Below are 16,217 nucleotides of genomic sequence, written 5' to 3'. Positions count from 1 at the left end.
AAAAACGGGCCATCGAGCCCCTGCGCCTCAAAGATTGCGGGTATTGAAAGTGTCGCAGGCCTTCATCGAACCACTCTTCAGCCCGTTCGTGAACCAGCGCTGGCGCTGGGCGCTGGTGCCGTGGGTGAAGCTGTCGGGCACCACCGCCCGGCCGGCCGAACGCTGCAGCGCGTCGTCGCCGATCTTCGCGGCGGCGTTCATCGCCGACTCCACGTCGCCCTGCTCGAGGATCTGGCGCGCGTTCTGCGCCTTGTTGGCCCAGACGCCGGCGAAACAGTCGGCTTGCAGTTCGACGCGCACGCTCAGTGCATTGCTGTCGGCCTGGCTGATGCGGCCGCGCATCGAATCGACCTTGCCCGTGATGCCGAGCTGGTTCTGCACATGGTGGCCGACCTCATGCGCGATCACGTAGGCCTGCGCGAACTCGCCCGGGGCGCCGAGTTCGCGCTTCAGGGTGTCGAAGAAGCCGAGATCGATGTAGACCTTCTGGTCGCCCGGACAGTAGAAGGGACCCATGGCGCTCTGGCCGGTGCCGCAGGCCGTGGGCGTGGCGCCGCGGAACAACACCAGCCTGGGCTGGCGGTAGGTCGAACCGGCCTGCTGGAAGATCGGGGTCCAGACGTCCTCGGTGTCGGCCAGCACGACCGAGACGAAGCGTGCCGCCTCGTCGTTGGCCGGCGGCGCCGGAGCCCGCTGCTGCTGCTGGACGATCGGCGCTTCGCCGCCGCCGGCGAACATGCTGAGCAGCGTGAGCGGATTGATGCCGAAGATCCAGCCCGCAAGCAGTGCCACGACGATGGTGCCGATGCCGACACTCCGCCCGCCGATCGGCAAGCCGCCGAAGCCGCCGCCGCCTTCGTCCCGGCGGTCTTCCACGTTGTCGGATTCGCGGTTGCCTTCCCACTTCATGACGCTCTCCTGCTCAGGCCTTCGGCAGTGTCACACCCCGCTGGCCCTGGTACTTGCCGCCGCGGTCTTTGTAGCTCGTTTCGCAGACCTCGTCACTCTCGAAGAACAGCACCTGCGCGCAACCCTCGCCGGCATAGATCTTGGCCGGCAGCGGCGTGGTGTTGCTGAATTCCAGCGTCACGTAGCCTTCCCATTCGGGCTCGAAGGGCGTGACGTTGACGATGATGCCGCAGCGCGCATAGGTGCTCTTGCCCAGGCAGATGGTCAGCACGTTGCGCGGGATGCGGAAGTACTCCATCGTGCGTGCCAGCGCGAAGCTGTTGGGCGGGATGATGCAGCTGTCGCCATGGAAATCGACGAAGCTCTTCTCGTCGAAGTTCTTCGGATCGACCACCGTGCTGTGGATGTTGGTGAAGACCTTGAACTCGGGCGCGCAGCGGATGTCGTAGCCGTAGCTCGAGGTGCCGTAGCTGATGATGCGATGGCCGTCCTGCTCGCGGATCTGGCCTGGTTCGAAGGGCTCGATCATGCCGTTCTTCTCGGCCATGCGCCGGATCCATTTGTCGCTCTTGATGCTCATGTGAGGTCTACGCTGCGGGGGTGCCGCGGATTGTGGCATGCCGCTGATCGGCCGCGAGCGCCTCCGGAAGCGTCACGGCCCGAACGCCGCCGAAGAAGAGTTCGGACACCATCGCGCCGATCGCGTCGTGATCGAGTTCGCGCCCCGGCTTGAGCCAGGTGAACATCCAGTTGATCATGCCGAACAGCAGCATCGCCATCGGCTTGCCGAGCTTGCTTTGCGGATCCTCGCCGCGCACCTCGGCGATGGTGCGCGCGAAGGCCGCGACCACGCGCCGCTCCACGTTCAAGATGCGCTCCTGGTCCTCTTCGCGCAGGAAGCGCACGTCTTCGGTCAGCACGCGCTGGGCGTTCTGGGCAATCGCGTACTCCGCCACGAAGCGCCGGATGAGTTCGGCGAGCCGGGCCTCGGGCGCCTGGTGCTCGCGCAGCACCTCCTGCACCACCGACTCGAGCCTCTGCACGTGCTCCTCGGCGATGCGCACCGCCAGGTCGTGCTTGTCGCGCACGTAGTGATAGAGCGTGGCCTTCGACACGCCGCAGGCTGCGGCCACCTCGTTCATCGAAGTACCCGCAAAGCCGCGCTGCGCGAACAGCTGCGCCGCATTGGAAAGAATCATTTCTCGCTGGCCGTCGTAGCCGGCCGGGTCACGCACGCGAGCCATTCGGCAGCGCCCTTTCCGTTGATGTTGTTGTCAATATGCGCAAGTGCGGAACCCGAAGAAACCGTCGTCGCGCTGCGGCATCGCAAAGCCGCGGCGCTTCGGCGAGCGCAGGCGCGCGCGCGTGGCGAGCGATGCGCCGCGCAGCACGTGGGCCTGGCCGAAGACCGGCTGCGGATCGAACTCGGTGCCGCCGCTCCAGGGATCGGCACGGAAGCCCGGCCAGGGCTTCAGCGTGCCCGCGGTCCATTCATGGACGTCGGCCCAGCGGAAGCCGCGGCGCGCGGCGGTGTGGGCCGCGATTTCCCACTCCACCTCGGTCGCAAGACGGCGCCCGGCCCAGCGCGCCCAGGCATCGGCCTCCCACCAGGCCACGTGCACCGCGCTCTGGTTGCCCGCCGCGCGCACCGTCCGGCCGAAACGCTGCTGCAGCACGGAACCGCCGGCACCATGGCGCGCGGCGCCGATCTGGGCCACATGGCGCGGGCCGCGCCGCCCTTCGGCCTGCCGCTCGAGCCACAGGAGTCCTTCGGGATGCCACAAGTCCTCGCGGTCGTAGCCGCCGTCGTCGACGAATTCCACGTACTGGCTCCAGGTGACGGGCTGGGCGTCGATCTCGAACTCCGGCACTTCGACCTGGAGCACGCCTCGCTCCTGCGCGAACGCGAAGCCGGCGTCGGCCACGCCCAGCTCCCAGGCGGTGGCCGGCATGAGGAGCGGCTCGCGCTCGACCGCGGCCGGCTCCTGCTCGATGCCCAGCGGCAAACCCAGCGTCTGGGCCATCACCACCAGTTGCTCACCGCGCAAGTCTTCGTGGAACAGCGCGAGCCGGTAGAAGTAAAGACCGGTATCGGTCTCGACTGCATGTTCGAGCAGTTCGAGCGTGCTTTCCAGCGTGTCGAGCAGATAGGCCTTGGTCTGCGCGAGATCGGGCAGCTGGGGCGACCAGCGGTCCACCCAGGCGATCTGCGCCGGATTCCAGCACGCGTCGGCCTGCGGTTCGATCGCAGCCAGCCGCGTCGGACGCACCGGGCAGTCGACCCCGAAGGCGCGCTGGGTATTGCGCCCGATCCACCATTCCGCGAACCAGCCGATGTGGCCGGCCAACCACACCGGCGGCTCGACCCCGTCCTGGCGGGGAACGGCCAACGCAGCAGAACCCAGCGCCTGTTCGTAAAGCGAAAGCAGATGCAGCGTGTAATTGCGCGCATCGATCAGCGCCAGCGAGAGCAGTTCGCGGCCCGCACGACGCATGTCGGGCGAATCGATCGAAAAAGGCAGGCTGGGGGTGCCGAAGGGCGTGCTGGACGGCGGGCTCGAAGGCATGGGCCATTATGGCCACCTGCCTTGCGGCTCGCTACGGCCATGGAACTCCACGGGTAAACCCGTCGCTCGCGCCCTGTCGAGGCCTTGCAGCACGGCGTTACCATTGCGGGCTTTGCGCCGACCCCCCCCCCGACTGGCGCCAGAACTTTTCCCGCAGGGAGACAAGCCTTGTCCGCATTCCTCAAATTCGCGCTGGCCATGGACTGGATCAGTGCCCAGTTCGGCAAGGTGGCGGCGTGGGCCGTCCTCGCCGCCTCGGTGATCTCCGCCGGCAACGCCTTCGTGCGCTACGGCCTGGACTTCAGCTCCAATGCGTGGCTCGAGATCCAGTGGTACCTGTTCGCCGCCACCGTGATGCTCGGCGCGCCGCTCGTGCTCAAGCTCAACGAACACGTGCGCGTGGACATCATCTACGGCAAGCTCAGGCGCAATGGCCCGGTGTACGTCGACCTCTTCGGCCTGGTCTTCTTCCTGCTGCCGGTGATGGGCCTGCTCTTCTGGCTGACCCTCCCCTTCTTCCTCGGCATGCTCAGGAGCGGTGAGATGTCGGGCAACATCGGCGGCCTCATCCGCTGGCCCGCGGCCTTGATGATGCCGCTGGGCTTCGGCGCCATGTTCCTGCAGGGCGTGGCGGAAATCATCAAGCGCGTCGCCTACCTGCGCGGCCTGATCGAGATGGACACGCACTACGAGAAGCCGGTGCAGTGAGCACCGCCGCCACGAGTCCCCGCTGTCCCACGCACCGCTTCGCAGGATAAGAAATGCAGATGGAAAATTTCGCCCCGATCATGTTCGCGGGGCTGATCGTGATTATGCTGATCGGTTTTCCGGTCGCGTTTTCGCTCTCGGCGCTGGGCCTGCTCAGCGGCTTCATCGCGATCGAGATGGGCTGGTTCCCGGCCGGCTTCATGGCCAACCTGCCGCTCAACGTGTTCGGCATCCTGTCCAACGAGACGTTGCTGGCAATCCCCTTCTTCACGCTGATGGGCTCCGTGCTCGAGAAGTGCGGCCTGGCCGAGGACATGCTCGACTCGATGGGCCAGCTCTTCGGCCCGGTGCGCGGCGGCCTCGGCTACTCGGTGATCATCGTCGGCTTCATCCTCGGCGCCATCACCGGCACCGTGGCCGGCCAGGTGATCGCGATGGCGATGATCTCGCTGCCGGTGATGATGCGCTACGGCTACAACATGCGCTACTCCACCGGCGTGCTGGCGGCCTCGGGCACCATCACGCAGCTGGTGCCGCCTTCCCTCGTGCTGATCGTCATGGCCGACCAGCTCGGCACCGACGTCGGCCAGATGTACAAGGGCGCGTGGGGGCCCTCGATCCTGCAGGTGCTGATCTTCGCGCTCTACACCTTCCTGGTTTCGCGCATCCGCCCGAGCTACGTGCCCGGCGTGCCGGTCACCGCACGCACGCTCGTCGGCTGGGCGCTGTGGGGCAAGTGCCTGCGCGGCATCATCCCCTCGGCCATCCTGATCTTCGCCGTGCTCGGCTCGATGGGCGGCCTGCCCTTCATGGAGCATGCGATCGCGACGCCGACCGAGGCCGGCGCGATGGGCGCCGTCGGCTCGCTGCTGCTGGCCGCGCTCCACCGGCGGCTCAACTGGCCGATGCTCAAGGAAGCGATGAACGGCACCATGCGCCTCACCGCCATGGTGGTCTTCATCCTGATCGGCTCGCGCGTGTTCTCGCTCGTGTTCCAGGGCGTGGACGGCGCGAAGTGGATCGAGCACATGCTCTCGGGCCTGCCCGGCGGACAGATCGGCTTCCTGATCGTCGTCAACATCTTCGTCTTCTTCCTGGCCTTCTTCCTCGACTTCTTCGAGATCGCCTTCATCATCCTGCCGATGCTCGGGCCGGTCGCGGCCAAGCTCGGCATCGACATGGTGTGGTTCGGCGTGCTCTTGTGCGTGAACATGCAGACCTCCTTCATGCATCCGCCCTTCGGCTTCGCGCTGTTCTACCTGCGCGGCATCGCCGACACGCTGTTCAAGAACAACGCGCTGCCGCGCAAGATCGATTCGCGCGACATCTACCTGGGCGCGATCCCGTGGGTCGGGCTGCAGCTGCTGCTGGTGGCGATCGTGATCTTCTTCCCGCAGACCGTTACCGTGTTCCTCGACAAGAAGATCGAGGTCGACGTCGACAAGGTGCAGCTCGAGATGCCGGCCGACTCGCAGGGGCCGGGCAGCAGCATCAACATGGAAGATCCGTTCGGCACCCAGAAGCCGGCCGAGCCCGACGCCCTGCCGATGCCGGAGCCCGAGCCCCCGAGCCCTGGCGCCGACAAGAAGCAGTGAGCGACGCAGTCGACGCCCCTGTCGCGCTGGAGAGCCCGGCCTACCCGCCTTTCGTGCGAACGCTGGCGGTCGTTCTGGTGATCGACCTGATCGGCTTCGGCCTCTGGAGCCTGCCGTCGCTGCGGAGCGTCGACTGGTCCACGCCCAGCCTCCTGGTTTTTGGAGTGGCGGCCCTGTGCATCCTCTGGGTCGGCTACTGGATCGTCTACAGCCGCACGCGCCTCGAAGGCGATGTGCTCACGCAGACCTGGCTCTGGACCAAGCGCGAGCATGCGGCCGACGTGGCGCAACTCAAGCTCGTGCACTGGCGCTGGCTCGAGCGTGTCATTGCGCCGCGCCTGCTGGTGCGCCGCCGCAATGGCGCCGTCACCTGGTTCCATTCGGCCGACGCGCGGCTGCTCACGGGCTTTGCCGAACGCGTCGCCGAGCGCATCGCCATGAAAAAAGCCCCGCCGTAACCGGCGGGGCTTTTTGTCTTGAAGCGAAGCGCGCTCAGAGCTTCTGCTGCTGCATGAAGCGATCGTAGGTGCCTTCGGTGAAGCGGAACCAGGCATTCTGGTCGGCCAGGAACTTGGCGTAGTCGGTGTAGACCTTCTTCCACTCCGGGTTGCTGTTGTTCAGGTCCGCGTAGATCTGCTGGGCCGACTTGAAGGCCGCGTTCATCACGTCCTGCGTGAAGGGGCGCAGCTTGGTGCCGGAACCGACCAGCTGCTTGAGCGCGATCGGGTTCTTGGCATCGTACTTGGCCGTCATCGTGACGTGGGCATGCGCAGCGGCCACCTCGACCACCGCCTTGTATTCGGCCGGCAGGCCTTCCCATGCCTTGCTATTGATATAGAAGTCCAGCTGCGGGCCGCCTTCCCACCAGCCGGGGTAGTAGTAGAACGGCGCGACCTTGTTGAAGCCGAGCTTCTGATCGTCGTACGGGCCGACCCACTCGAGCGCGTCGATCGTGCCCTTCTCGAGCGCGGGATACAGGTCGGCGCCCGGGATCGATTGCGGGATCATGCCGAAGGGCTCGAGCACCTTGCCCGCGATCGGGTTGGTGCGGAACTTCAGGCCCTTCAGGTCGGCGACCGACTTGATTTCCTTGCGGAACCAGCCGCCCATCTGCGCGCCCGTATTGCCGCCCGGCAGACTGAAAACGTTGTACTTGGCGTAGAACTCGCGCATCAGCTTCAGGCCGTTGCCTTCGTACATCCATGCGTTCATCTGGCGCGTGTTCATGCCGAAGGGCACCGCACAGCCCAACGCGAAGGTCGGGTCCTTGCCGTAGAAGTAGTACGGCGCGGTGTGCGCCATCTCGACCGAAGCGTTCTGCACGCCGTCGAGCACACCCAAGGCCGGCATCAGCTCACCACTGGCATGCACCGAGATCTGGAACTTGCCGCCCGTAATGTCGCTCACCTTTTTCGAGAACGTCTCGGCCGTTCCGAAGATGGTGTCCAGCGACTTCGGGAAGCTGGATGCCAGACGCCAGCGAACCGCGGCCTGCGCATGGACTGCCGGCGCGATGCCGGCAGCGAGGACGCCGGCGATGCCTGCGTTTTTGATGAGGGAACGACGATCCATTGAATTCACTCCGAGTGCATTGAAAAACGAGAACGCGGCTTGTGGCCGCGTTGCTGACTTGTTGAGTCGAGCGCGATTGTAAAAAGTGCTTACACCGTGCCGGGGGGGGTTTTCCCTGCGGCAGACGCATCGCCGAAGCGCTGCCGGATCGATTGCTCGATGCCCGCCGCATCGAGGCCGATGCTGGCCAACAGCTTGCCCGGGTCGCCATGCTCGATGAAGCGATCGGGCAGGCCGAGTTGCAGCACGGGCTTGTCCACCTGCGCGGCCTGCAAGGCTTCCAGCACGGCACTGCCCGCGCCGCCCATGACGGCACCCTCCTCGATCGTCACGATGGCATCGTGCGTGCCGGCCACCTGCAGCAGCAGCTCGACGTCGAGCGGCTTGGCCCAGCGCATGTTGAGCACCGTGGCATCGAGCGCCTCTGCGGCCTTCAGCGCCGGATAGAGCAAGGTGCCGAAAGCGAGGATGGCGATGCGCTTGCCTTCGCGGCGGACTTCGCCCTTGCCGAAGGGCAGCGCGTCGAGCGTGAGACCGGGCGTGACGCCGGCGCCAGCGCCGCGCGGATAGCGCACCGCCACCGGATGGTTCTGCGCGAAGGCGCTGGAGAGCAGCTGCCGGCACTCGGCCTCGTCCGCCGGGCAGGCCAGGCTCATGTTGGGAATGCAGCGGATGAAGGCGATGTCGTAGGCGCCCGCATGCGTGGCGCCGTCGGCACCCACCAGGCCGGCGCGGTCGAGCGCGAACACCACCGGCAGGTTCTGGATCGCAACGTCGTGGATCAGCTGGTCGTAGGCGCGCTGCAGGAAGGTCGAATAGATCGCGACCACCGGCTTGAGCCCTTCGCAGGCCAGGCCGGCCGCGAAGGTGACCGCATGCTGCTCGGCGATGCCGACGTCGTAGTAGCGCTCGGGAAAGCGCTGCTCGAACTCGACCAGCCCCGAGCCCTCGCGCATCGCGGGCGTGATGCCGACCAGCCGGCCGTCCTGCGCGGCCATGTCGCACAGCCAGCTGCCGAAGACCTGCGTGAAGGTCTGCTTGGGCGCCGTGGCGGGCTTGACGAGGCCGACCGCCGGATCGAACTTGGAAGGCCCGTGGTAGGCCACCGGATCGGCCTCGGCCAGCTTGTAGCCCTGGCCCTTCTTGGTGACCACGTGCAGGAACTGCGGGCCTTCGAGATGCTTGAGATTCTCGAGCGTCGGCACCAGCGAATCGATGTCGTGGCCGTCGATCGGGCCGACGTAGTTGAAGCCGAATTGCTCGAACAGCGTGGCCGGCACCACCATGCCCTTGGCATGCTGCTCGAAGCGCTTGGCCAGCTCGAACAGCGGCGGCGCGGCGCGCAGCACGGTCTTGCCGACGTTCTTGGCCGCGGCGTAGAAGTTGCCGCTCATGAGCTGCGCGAGGTAGCGGTTGAGCGCGCCGACCGGCGGGCTGATCGACATGTCGTTGTCGTTCAGGATCACCAGCAGCTTGCAGTGGCAGACCCCCGCGTTGTTGAGCGCCTCGAAGGCCATGCCGGCGGTCAGCGCGCCGTCGCCGATGATCGCGACCGCGTGGCGGTCCTCGCCCTTCTGCTTGGCCGCCATCGCCATGCCGAGCGCGGCCGAGATGCTGGTCGACGAATGCGCGGTGCCGAAGGTGTCGTACTCGCTCTCGGTGCGTTGCGGAAAGCCGGAGATGCCGCCGATCTGGCGCAGCGTGGGCATGCGCTCGCGCCGGCCGGTCAGGATCTTGTGCGGATAGGTCTGGTGGCCCACGTCCCACACCAGCCGGTCGTGCGGCGTGTTGAACACATGGTGCAGCGCGACCGTGAGCTCGACCGTGCCGAGGTTGGAGCTCAGGTGCCCGCCGGTGCGCGACACGTTGTCGAGCACGCAGCTGCGCACTTCGTCGGCCAGCTGCTTGAGCTGCGCGCGGTCGAACTGCCGCAGGACGGAAGGATCGTGGATCGTGGGGAGCAACGGAGCCATGGGGAGACTTTTTTGTTATCGGTCGCGGTCCACGACCATGTGGGCCAGCGCGCGCAGCGCGCCGGTATCGGCCAGCGTGCTGCGATCGAGCGCGGCCAGCGCCTGGGCCAGCAGTTCGCGGGCCTGGGCCCGCGCGCCGTCGAGGCCGAGCAGGGACACGTAGGTGGGCTTGTCGCTCGCGGCGTCCTTGCCGGCGGTCTTGCCCAGGGTCTGCGAATCGGCGACGACGTCGAGGATGTCGTCCACCACCTGGAAGGCGAGGCCGATGGCCGCACCGTAGTCGCGCAGCGCCGCGAGCGCATCGGCCGCGATGGTGCCGCCGCAAGCCGCGCCCATCTCGACGCTGCCCTGCAGCAGGGCGCCGGTCTTGAGCCGATGCATCTCGCGCAGCTGCGCCTCGTCGAGCGCCACGCCGACGCTCGCGAGATCGATGGCTTGGCCGCCGGCCATGCCCTGGCTGCCGGCCGCACGGGCCAACAGGCGGCACAGGGTCGCCTGCACCACGGGCGCGATGCCGTCGCCATCGGGCGTGAGCAATTCGAAGGCCAGCGCCTGCAAGGCATCGCCGGCCAGGAGTGCATCGGCTTCGCCGAACTTCACGTGCACGGTCGGCTTGCCGCGGCGCAGCACGTCGTTGTCCATGCACGGCAGGTCGTCGTGCACCAGCGAATAGGCATGGATCAGCTCGACCGCGCAGGCAGCGCGCAGCGCGGCCTCGGCCTGGCCGCCGACGGCCTCGCTGGCCGCGAACACCAGCAAGGGACGCAGCCGCTTGCCGCCGTCGAGCACGGCATAGCGCATCGCGTCGCCGAGCAGCACCGGCGCGTCGATGCCGACCCATTGCGACAGCGCGGCCTCGACGCGCGCCAGCTGCGGATCGCTCCACGCGGCAAGGCGTCGGGCATCCCAGCGCAAGGCATCGGCGACCGTCATTCGCCGGTCCAGACCTTGAGGCCGCCCGCGTCGAGCACCTTGATCTGGTCTTCGACCGCCTGCAGCTTGTCGCGGCAGAACGCGAGCAGCACCGCGCCGCGCTGGTAGCTGCCGAGCAGCTGGTCGAGCGGCAACTGGCCCGATTCGAGTTCGGTCACCAGCTGTTCGAGTTCCTGGAGCCCGGCTTCGTAGCTTGCGGGCAGTGCACCGGTGTCGGGCGAGGCAGGCGGGGCCGGCGGAGAAATGGGAGGCACCTTGGGCATGCGGCGATCGGGGATGAAACCGGGCATTTTAGGGCGGGGGGCGTGAACCTATGCCCACGGGTACAATCCCCGGTCTCCCAAGCCGGCACCCGCCGGCATTTTTCACCGAGCCGTCGCACCCGTCTTCGACGGCAGCCTTCCGTTCTCTTTCTCTCCCTGTGGGGAGCTTGGTCAGGTCACCCATGTCTGATTTAAGTCTTCAACTGCAGCAGGCTTCGAGCCAACTCCCGGTTTCCGCGTACTTCGACGAGGCGCTCTATGCCCGCGAGCTGCAAACGCTTTTCGCCGCCGGCCCGCGCTACGTCGGCCACCGGCTCGCCGTGCCCGAGCCGGGCAACTACCACACCCTGCCGCAGGAGCAGCAGGGCCGCGCGCTGGTGCACACGCCCAAGGGCGTGGAGCTGGTTTCCAACGTGTGCCGCCACCGCCAGGCGCTGATTCTGCAGGGCCGCGGCGAGCTCGATGCCCAGACCGGCGGCAACATCGTCTGTCCGCTGCACCGCTGGACCTATGCGGCGGCCGACCCGCGCACCACCGGCCAGCTGATTGGCGCACCGCATTTCGAGCAGGACCCCTGCCTCAACCTGCACAACTACCCGCTGACCGAGTGGAACGGCCTCCTGTTCGAGAAGAACGCCACGGGCAGGAAGCGCGACATCGCGGCCGAACTCGCGAGCCTCGGCCCGCGCGCCGACCTCGACTTCGAGGGCTATGCGCTCGACCGCGTCGAGCTGCACGAGTGCAACTACAACTGGAAGACCTTCATCGAGGTCTACCTCGAGGACTACCATGTCGGCCCCTTTCATCCGGGCCTCGGCAGCTTTGTCACCTGCGACGACCTGCGCTGGGAATTCAATCGCTACTACTCGGTGCAGACGGTCGGCGTCGCCAACCGGCTCGGCCGCGCCGGCAGCCCGGTCTATCAGAAGTGGCAGGAGCAGCTGCTCAAGTACCGCGAGGGCAAGCCGCCCAAGTACGGCGCGATCTGGCTCACCTACTACCCGCACGTGATGATCGAGTGGTACCCGCACGTGCTCACGGTCTCGACCCTGCATCCGGTGGGCCCGCAGAAGACGCTCAACATGGTCGAGTTCTTCTATCCCGAGGAGATCGTCGCCTTCGAGCGCGAGTTCGTCGAGGCGCAGCAGGCCGCCTACATGGAGACCTGCGTGGAAGACGACGAGATCGCGGAGCGCATGGACGCCGGCCGCCGCGCGCTGATGCAGCGCGGCGACGACGAGAGCGGTCCCTACCAGAGCCCGATGGAAGACGGCATGCTGCAGTTCCATGAGTGGTACCGCCACGAGATGAAGGCTTAAGACCCCGCGATGCAGGCGCTCTGGATGGTGCTGGGCGCACTGATCTTCGCCACCATGGGCGTGTGCGTGAAGATCGCCTCGGCCTGGTTCACGAGCGCCGAGCTGGTGCTCTACCGCGGGCTGATCGGCATCGTCTTCCTCTGGGTGCTGGCGAGAAGCCGCGGCGTCACGCTGGCCACGCGCTACCCCGGCATGCACGCCTGGCGCAGTTTGATCGGCGTGTTCTCGCTCGGCGCCTGGTTCTACGCGATCGCGCACATGCCGCTCGCCACCGCGATGACGCTCAACTACATGAGCAGCGTGTGGATCGCCGCCTTCCTGGTCGGGGGCGCCCTGCTCGCCTGGGTGCCGGTGCCGGGCCGCGACGGACGCATACCGCGGCCGCCGCTGCAGGGCCCGCTGGTGCTCACCGTGCTCGCGGGCTTCGGCGGCGTGGTGCTGATGCTCAAGCCCGCGGTGGGCGACAACCAGGGTTTTGCGGGGCTCATAGGGCTCTTGTCCGGGCTGACCGCCGCCTTCGCCTACATGCAGGTGGTGGCGCTCTCGCGGGCCGGCGAGCCCGAGGCGCGCACGGTGTTCTACTTCGCGCTCGGCTCCGCGGTGGCGGGCGGGCTGGCCACCCTGCTGGGCGGCTTCACGCCCTGGGTCGAATGGACCTGGCGCCATGCGCTGTGGCTGGTGCCGGTGGGCGTGTTGGCGGCGCTGGGACAGCTTTGCATGACGCGCGCCTATTCCAGTGCCAAGACCGAAAGCGGTACGCTGGTGGTCGCGAACCTGCAGTATTCGGGCATCGTCTTCGCGGCGATCTACAGCGTGCTGCTGTTCGGCGACCGCATCGACGCGGCCGGCTGGGCCGGCATGGCATTGATTGTCGTGAGCGGCATCGCCGCCACCGTGTTGCGCCAGCGCTCGCTGCCCAAGGCGCCTGCGGAAGAGCATTGAAGGAGCTCATATGTACACGACCCTGATTTCCGTCGACCAGCTCATGGCGCTGCAGGACAGCGGCGCTCCGCTGATGGTGTTCGACTGCAGCTTCGACCTGATGAAGCCCGAAGCCGGCGGCGAGCAGTACCGCGCGACCCACATTCCCGGCGCGGTCTACGTCAATCTCGACACCGACCTGAGCGCGAAGCACGGCCTGCCCGGCGCGCGCGGCGAGGTGGTAATCGTGACGACGGACGAGGGCCCGCCGGCCTCGGGCGGGCGCCACCCGCTGCCCAGCCGCGAGAAGTTCGCGGCCTGGCTGTCCAGCGTCGGCTTTGGCAACAACATGCAGGCCGTGGTCTACGACCGCAACGGCGCCAACTACTGCGGCCGGCTCTGGTGGATGCTCAAGTGGATGGGGCACGAGGCCGTGGCCGTGCTCGACGGCGGGCTGCAGGCCTGGCAGGCGGCGGGCGGCGCAGTGACCGCCCGCGAAGAGCCCGCGCGCTTCCAGTCGAACTTCGTCGCCGGCACGCCCTTGCTCGCGCTCGCTGACACGCAGACCGTCGCCTCGCGGCTCGAGAAAGCTGACCAGACGCTGATCGATGCGCGCGCCGCAGCACGTTATCGCGGCGAGGTGGAACCTCTGGACCCGATCGCGGGTCACATCCCCGGGGCCCTGAACCGGCCCTTCACCGAAAACCTCGGTCCCGACGGCAAGTTCAAGCCGGCCGCCCAGTTGCGCGCCGAGTTCGAAGCGCTGCTGGCGGGCCGGGATCCCGCAACGGTCGTCCATCACTGCGGCAGCGGCGTGAGCGCCGTGCCCAACCTGCTCGCGATGCAGATCGCCGGGCTGGGGCCGACCGCGCTCTATGCCGGCAGCTGGAGCGAGTGGAGCAACACGCCGGGGCTGCCGACCCGGCAAGGTGCGAAAGCATGAATTTCCAACGCGCTTTTTCCGGTCTCGCGCTGGCGTCCCTGCTCGCGGCGGCGCCCTGGGCCACCATGGCGCAGGCACAGCAACGCGCGCATGTGCACGGCCAGGTCAAGCTCGACGTCGCGATAGACGGGCCGGCGATCGTGATTGCGATGGAGTCGCCGCTCGAGAATTTCGTCGGCTTCGAGCATGCGCCGAAGACCGATGCCGAGAAGAAGACCGCGGAGGCTGCGGTCGCCCAGTTGCGCGCGGCCGACCAACTGTTCAAGATCGATCCGGCAGCCAACTGCAAGCTCGGCCCGATCGCACTGCAATCGACGGCGCTGGGCCTGGGCAAGGCCGAGGCCGGCACCGGCGCCGCCGAAGGCCATGCCGACTTGGACGGCACCTTTGCCTTCAACTGCACCAATGCGGCAGCGGCGAAATTCATCGACATCGGCCTGTTCACCGCCTTCAAGGGCATGCGCCAGATCGATGCCCAGATCGTTTCGCGCGAAGGCCAGTTCAAGCGCACGCTGAAACGACCGAATTCACGGCTGGCCTGGGGCAAGTGACTCCGGTTCTCTGCGTCGAGTCGCTGCGCTTCGCCTGGCCCGGCGCCGGCGCACCCTGCATCGACATCGAGCGGCTCGAGATCGCGGCCGGCGAGGCCGTGTTCCTGCACGGTCCCAGCGGCTGCGGCAAGAGCACGTTGCTGTCGTTGCTGGCCGGCGTGCTGGTGGCCGGTGCAGGCCGCGTCACGCTGCTGGGCCACGACTGGGCCGCGCTCTCGGGCAGCGCGCGCGACCGCAACCGGGTTGCGCATGTGGGCTACATCTTCCAGCAGTTCAACCTGCTGCCCTACCTCAGCGTGCTCGACAACGTGCTCCTGCCTTGCCGCTTCTCGGCCCGCCGCATGGCGCAGGCCTCGCGCGCGGGTTCGGCGCGGGTGCAGGCACAGCAGCTTCTGGAACGGATGGGTCTGGACGCCAGCCTGTGGCAGCGCCAGGCCATGCTGCTCTCGGTGGGCCAGCAGCAGCGCGTGGCGGCGGCACGCGCGCTGATCGGCCAGCCGGAGGTCGTGATCGCCGACGAGCCGACCTCGGCGCTCGACGAAGACCGGCGCGAGGCTTTTCTCGACGTGCTGGTCGCGGCCTGCCAGGCCAGTCACAGCGCATTGGTGTTCGTGAGCCATGACCAGCGCATCGCGGCGCGCTTCGGCCGCCACATCCTCCTGCCCGATATCAATCGCGCCGCGGCCGTGGGAGCCGCTGCATGAAGGCCTTGTTCGGCATCGCCTGGAAGAGCGCCTGGAACCGCCGCTTCACGCTCGCGCTCACGGTGCTGTCGATCGCGCTGTCGACCTTCCTGCTGCTCGGCGTCGAACGCATCCGCACCGAGCTGCGCGAGAACTTCTCGTCCTCCGTCTCGGGCACCGACCTGATCGTGGGCGCGCGCACGGGCTCTTCGCAGCTCCTGCTCTACTCGGTGTTCCGCATCGGCGCCGCCACCAACAACATGCAGTGGAAGAGCGTGCAGGCGCTGGCCCAGCACCCGGGCGTGGACTGGGTCCTGCCGCTCTCACTCGGCGATTCGCACCGCGGCTTTGCGGTGCTCGCGACCACGCCCGAGTACTTCCAGCACTTCCGCTACGGCGAGCGCCAGCCGCTGCGGCTGCGCGAAGGCACGGCCCTAGCCGAGCTCTTCGATGCGGTCGTCGGCGCCGAGGTGGCCGACCGGCTGGGCTACCACGTGGGCCAGAAGATCACGCTCGCGCACGGCAGCGGCGAGCTCAACGTGGCCGAGCACGCGGACAAGCCCTTCACGGTGGTGGGCGTGCTGGCGCGCACCGGCACGCCGGTCGACCGCACGGTGCACATCGGCCTGCCGGCGATGGAAGCCATCCATCTCGAATGGGCCGGCGGCGCGCCGCTGCCGGGCGTTCGGATTCCGGCCGAGCAGGTGCGCAAGTTCGATCTCACGCCCAAGAACGTGACCGCAGTGCTGGTCGGCCTCAAGAACCGCGCGGCGGTGTTCGGCGTGCAGCGCTGGGTCTCGACCTACCCCGCCGAAGCGCTGATGGCCATCCTGCCGGGCGTGGCGCTCGACGAGCTCTGGAGCGTGGTCGGCATCGGCGAGAACGCACTCCTGCTGATGTCGGCGCTGGTCGCGCTGGTCAGCCTCGCCGGCCTGGTGTCGGTGGTGATGGCCGGCCTCAACGAACGCCGCCGCGAGCTCGCGGTGCTGCGCGCGGTAGGTGCCAGCCTGCGCCACGTGCTGGCGCTGCTGGCGCTCGAAGGCGCACTGGTCACGCTGCTGGGCGTGGCGATCGGCGTGGTCTTGGCGGTGCTCGGCATCGCCCTGCTCGCGCCATGGCTGCAGGCCCAGTTCGGCCTCGCGCTTCGCCTCAGCGAACCTACACTGAACGAATGGATACTGCTCGCCAGCCTGCTCGCAGCCGGTTGGCTGGCCAGCCTGCTGCCGGGCGTGCGCGCCTACAGACTCTCGCTGGCCGATGGACTCTCACCGAGGATTTGA

The 16,217-nt window shown here is 67.6% G+C and carries 17 protein-coding genes; 9 read left to right on the top strand and 8 right to left on the bottom strand.

Annotated elements, in window-relative coordinates:
* Positions 1-27 precede the first annotated feature (27 nt).
* From ypfJ to ACSQ9A_RS07810, 4 genes are read right to left on the bottom strand one after another with little or no spacing between them, the layout of a single operon-like run.
* On the bottom strand, positions 28-909 hold the full coding sequence (gene ypfJ, locus ACSQ9A_RS07825; RefSeq protein ID WP_436303226.1) for a KPN_02809 family neutral zinc metallopeptidase: 882 nt from the start codon (positions 907-909) through the stop codon (positions 28-30).
* A gap of 13 nt (positions 910-922) precedes the next feature.
* Positions 923-1,489: a dCTP deaminase gene (dcd, locus tag ACSQ9A_RS07820; RefSeq protein WP_093106295.1), complete on the bottom strand. Its 567-nt coding sequence runs from the start codon at positions 1,487-1,489 to the stop codon at positions 923-925.
* Between the two features lie 7 nt (positions 1,490-1,496).
* On the bottom strand, positions 1,497-2,153 hold the full coding sequence (locus tag ACSQ9A_RS07815) for a TetR/AcrR family transcriptional regulator (protein ID WP_093106297.1): 657 nt from the start codon (positions 2,151-2,153) through the stop codon (positions 1,497-1,499).
* Positions 2,154-2,183: 30 nt separating this feature from the next.
* On the bottom strand, positions 2,184-3,476 hold the full coding sequence (locus ACSQ9A_RS07810; protein WP_436303225.1) for an SUMF1/EgtB/PvdO family nonheme iron enzyme: 1,293 nt from the start codon (positions 3,474-3,476) through the stop codon (positions 2,184-2,186).
* A 168-nt stretch (positions 3,477-3,644) separates the two neighbouring features.
* On the opposite strand from ACSQ9A_RS07810, the gene ACSQ9A_RS07805 reads away from it, so the two are divergent.
* From ACSQ9A_RS07805 to ACSQ9A_RS07795, 3 genes are read left to right on the top strand one after another with little or no spacing between them, the layout of a single operon-like run.
* Positions 3,645-4,184, top strand: coding sequence for a TRAP transporter small permease subunit (locus ACSQ9A_RS07805; RefSeq protein ID WP_093106303.1), 540 nt, complete (start codon positions 3,645-3,647; stop codon positions 4,182-4,184).
* A gap of 53 nt (positions 4,185-4,237) precedes the next feature.
* Complete coding sequence (locus ACSQ9A_RS07800; protein ID WP_436303224.1) at positions 4,238-5,779, top strand: TRAP transporter large permease; 1,542 nt, start codon at positions 4,238-4,240, stop codon at positions 5,777-5,779.
* Positions 5,776-6,237, top strand: a complete 462-nt coding sequence (locus ACSQ9A_RS07795; protein ID WP_436303223.1) for a hypothetical protein — start codon at positions 5,776-5,778, stop codon at positions 6,235-6,237. The genes ACSQ9A_RS07800 and ACSQ9A_RS07795 overlap by 4 nt, the downstream gene beginning before the upstream one ends.
* Before the next feature lie 34 nt (positions 6,238-6,271).
* Here ACSQ9A_RS07795 and ACSQ9A_RS07790 read toward each other — a convergent pair whose 3' ends face one another.
* From ACSQ9A_RS07790 to xseB, 4 genes are all read right to left on the bottom strand, one after another.
* Positions 6,272-7,351 carry a TRAP transporter substrate-binding protein gene (locus ACSQ9A_RS07790; RefSeq protein WP_436292656.1) on the bottom strand — a complete coding sequence of 360 codons (1,080 nt, stop codon included), beginning with the start codon at positions 7,349-7,351 and terminating at the stop codon, positions 6,272-6,274.
* Between the two features lie 89 nt (positions 7,352-7,440).
* A complete protein-coding gene (gene dxs / locus ACSQ9A_RS07785; protein ID WP_436303222.1) occupies positions 7,441-9,324 on the bottom strand; it encodes a 1-deoxy-D-xylulose-5-phosphate synthase in 1,884 nt (627 codons plus the stop codon).
* Positions 9,325-9,339: 15 nt separating this feature from the next.
* Positions 9,340-10,257, bottom strand: coding sequence for a polyprenyl synthetase family protein (locus ACSQ9A_RS07780; RefSeq protein ID WP_093106315.1), 918 nt, complete (start codon positions 10,255-10,257; stop codon positions 9,340-9,342).
* On the bottom strand, positions 10,254-10,520 hold the full coding sequence (gene xseB / locus ACSQ9A_RS07775; protein WP_093106838.1) for an exodeoxyribonuclease VII small subunit: 267 nt from the start codon (positions 10,518-10,520) through the stop codon (positions 10,254-10,256). Before xseB ends, ACSQ9A_RS07780 begins: the two co-directional genes overlap by 4 nt.
* Before the next feature lie 182 nt (positions 10,521-10,702).
* Here xseB and ACSQ9A_RS07770 point away from each other — a divergent pair, with 182 nt between their 5' ends.
* Genes ACSQ9A_RS07770 through ACSQ9A_RS07745 form a run of 6 tightly spaced genes read left to right on the top strand, consistent with a single transcriptional unit; the run spans position 10,703 to position 16,217 of the window.
* Positions 10,703-11,839 carry an aromatic ring-hydroxylating oxygenase subunit alpha gene (locus ACSQ9A_RS07770; protein ID WP_436292654.1) on the top strand — a complete coding sequence of 379 codons (1,137 nt, stop codon included), beginning with the start codon at positions 10,703-10,705 and terminating at the stop codon, positions 11,837-11,839.
* Positions 11,840-11,848: 9 nt separating this feature from the next.
* Positions 11,849-12,781, top strand: coding sequence for a DMT family transporter (locus ACSQ9A_RS07765; protein WP_436303221.1), 933 nt, complete (start codon positions 11,849-11,851; stop codon positions 12,779-12,781).
* A 10-nt stretch (positions 12,782-12,791) separates the two neighbouring features.
* Positions 12,792-13,703: a sulfurtransferase gene (locus tag ACSQ9A_RS07760; protein ID WP_436303220.1), complete on the top strand. Its 912-nt coding sequence runs from the start codon at positions 12,792-12,794 to the stop codon at positions 13,701-13,703.
* Positions 13,700-14,254, top strand: coding sequence for a DUF2796 domain-containing protein (locus ACSQ9A_RS07755; RefSeq protein ID WP_436303219.1), 555 nt, complete (start codon positions 13,700-13,702; stop codon positions 14,252-14,254). The genes ACSQ9A_RS07760 and ACSQ9A_RS07755 overlap by 4 nt, the downstream gene beginning before the upstream one ends.
* A complete protein-coding gene (locus ACSQ9A_RS07750; protein ID WP_436303218.1) occupies positions 14,251-14,958 on the top strand; it encodes an ABC transporter ATP-binding protein in 708 nt (235 codons plus the stop codon). Before ACSQ9A_RS07755 ends, ACSQ9A_RS07750 begins: the two co-directional genes overlap by 4 nt.
* Positions 14,955-16,217, top strand: coding sequence for an ABC transporter permease (locus ACSQ9A_RS07745; RefSeq protein WP_436303217.1), 1,263 nt, complete (start codon positions 14,955-14,957; stop codon positions 16,215-16,217). Before ACSQ9A_RS07750 ends, ACSQ9A_RS07745 begins: the two co-directional genes overlap by 4 nt.

The sequence above is a fragment of the Variovorax sp. LjRoot290 genome (assembly GCF_964253985.1).
Lineage (GTDB): Bacteria > Pseudomonadota > Gammaproteobacteria > Burkholderiales > Burkholderiaceae_C > Variovorax.
This window is presented reverse-complemented; position numbering and strand designations above follow the sequence as displayed.

Excerpts from the sequence above, each read along its gene's own strand:
- ypfJ (WP_436303226.1), bottom strand. The coding sequence starts at position 909 with ATGAAGTGGGAAGGCAACCGCGAATCCGACAACGTGGAAGACCGCCGG.
- dcd (WP_093106295.1), bottom strand. The coding sequence starts at position 1,489 with ATGAGCATCAAGAGCGACAAATGGATCCGGCGCATGGCCGAGAAGAAC.
- ACSQ9A_RS07815 (WP_093106297.1), bottom strand. The coding sequence starts at position 2,153 with ATGGCTCGCGTGCGTGACCCGGCCGGCTACGACGGCCAGCGAGAAATG.
- ACSQ9A_RS07810 (WP_436303225.1), bottom strand. The coding sequence starts at position 3,476 with ATGCCTTCGAGCCCGCCGTCCAGCACGCCCTTCGGCACCCCCAGCCTG.
- ACSQ9A_RS07800 (WP_436303224.1), top strand. The coding sequence starts at position 4,238 with ATGCAGATGGAAAATTTCGCCCCGATCATGTTCGCGGGGCTGATCGTG.
- ACSQ9A_RS07790 (WP_436292656.1), bottom strand. The coding sequence starts at position 7,351 with ATGGATCGTCGTTCCCTCATCAAAAACGCAGGCATCGCCGGCGTCCTC.
- dxs (WP_436303222.1), bottom strand. The coding sequence starts at position 9,324 with ATGGCTCCGTTGCTCCCCACGATCCACGATCCTTCCGTCCTGCGGCAG.
- ACSQ9A_RS07780 (WP_093106315.1), bottom strand. The coding sequence starts at position 10,257 with ATGACGGTCGCCGATGCCTTGCGCTGGGATGCCCGACGCCTTGCCGCG.
- xseB (WP_093106838.1), bottom strand. The coding sequence starts at position 10,520 with ATGCCCAAGGTGCCTCCCATTTCTCCGCCGGCCCCGCCTGCCTCGCCC.
- ACSQ9A_RS07770 (WP_436292654.1), top strand. The coding sequence starts at position 10,703 with ATGTCTGATTTAAGTCTTCAACTGCAGCAGGCTTCGAGCCAACTCCCG.
- ACSQ9A_RS07765 (WP_436303221.1), top strand. The coding sequence starts at position 11,849 with ATGCAGGCGCTCTGGATGGTGCTGGGCGCACTGATCTTCGCCACCATG.
- ACSQ9A_RS07760 (WP_436303220.1), top strand. The coding sequence starts at position 12,792 with ATGTACACGACCCTGATTTCCGTCGACCAGCTCATGGCGCTGCAGGAC.
- ACSQ9A_RS07755 (WP_436303219.1), top strand. The coding sequence starts at position 13,700 with ATGAATTTCCAACGCGCTTTTTCCGGTCTCGCGCTGGCGTCCCTGCTC.
- ACSQ9A_RS07745 (WP_436303217.1), top strand. The coding sequence starts at position 14,955 with ATGAAGGCCTTGTTCGGCATCGCCTGGAAGAGCGCCTGGAACCGCCGC.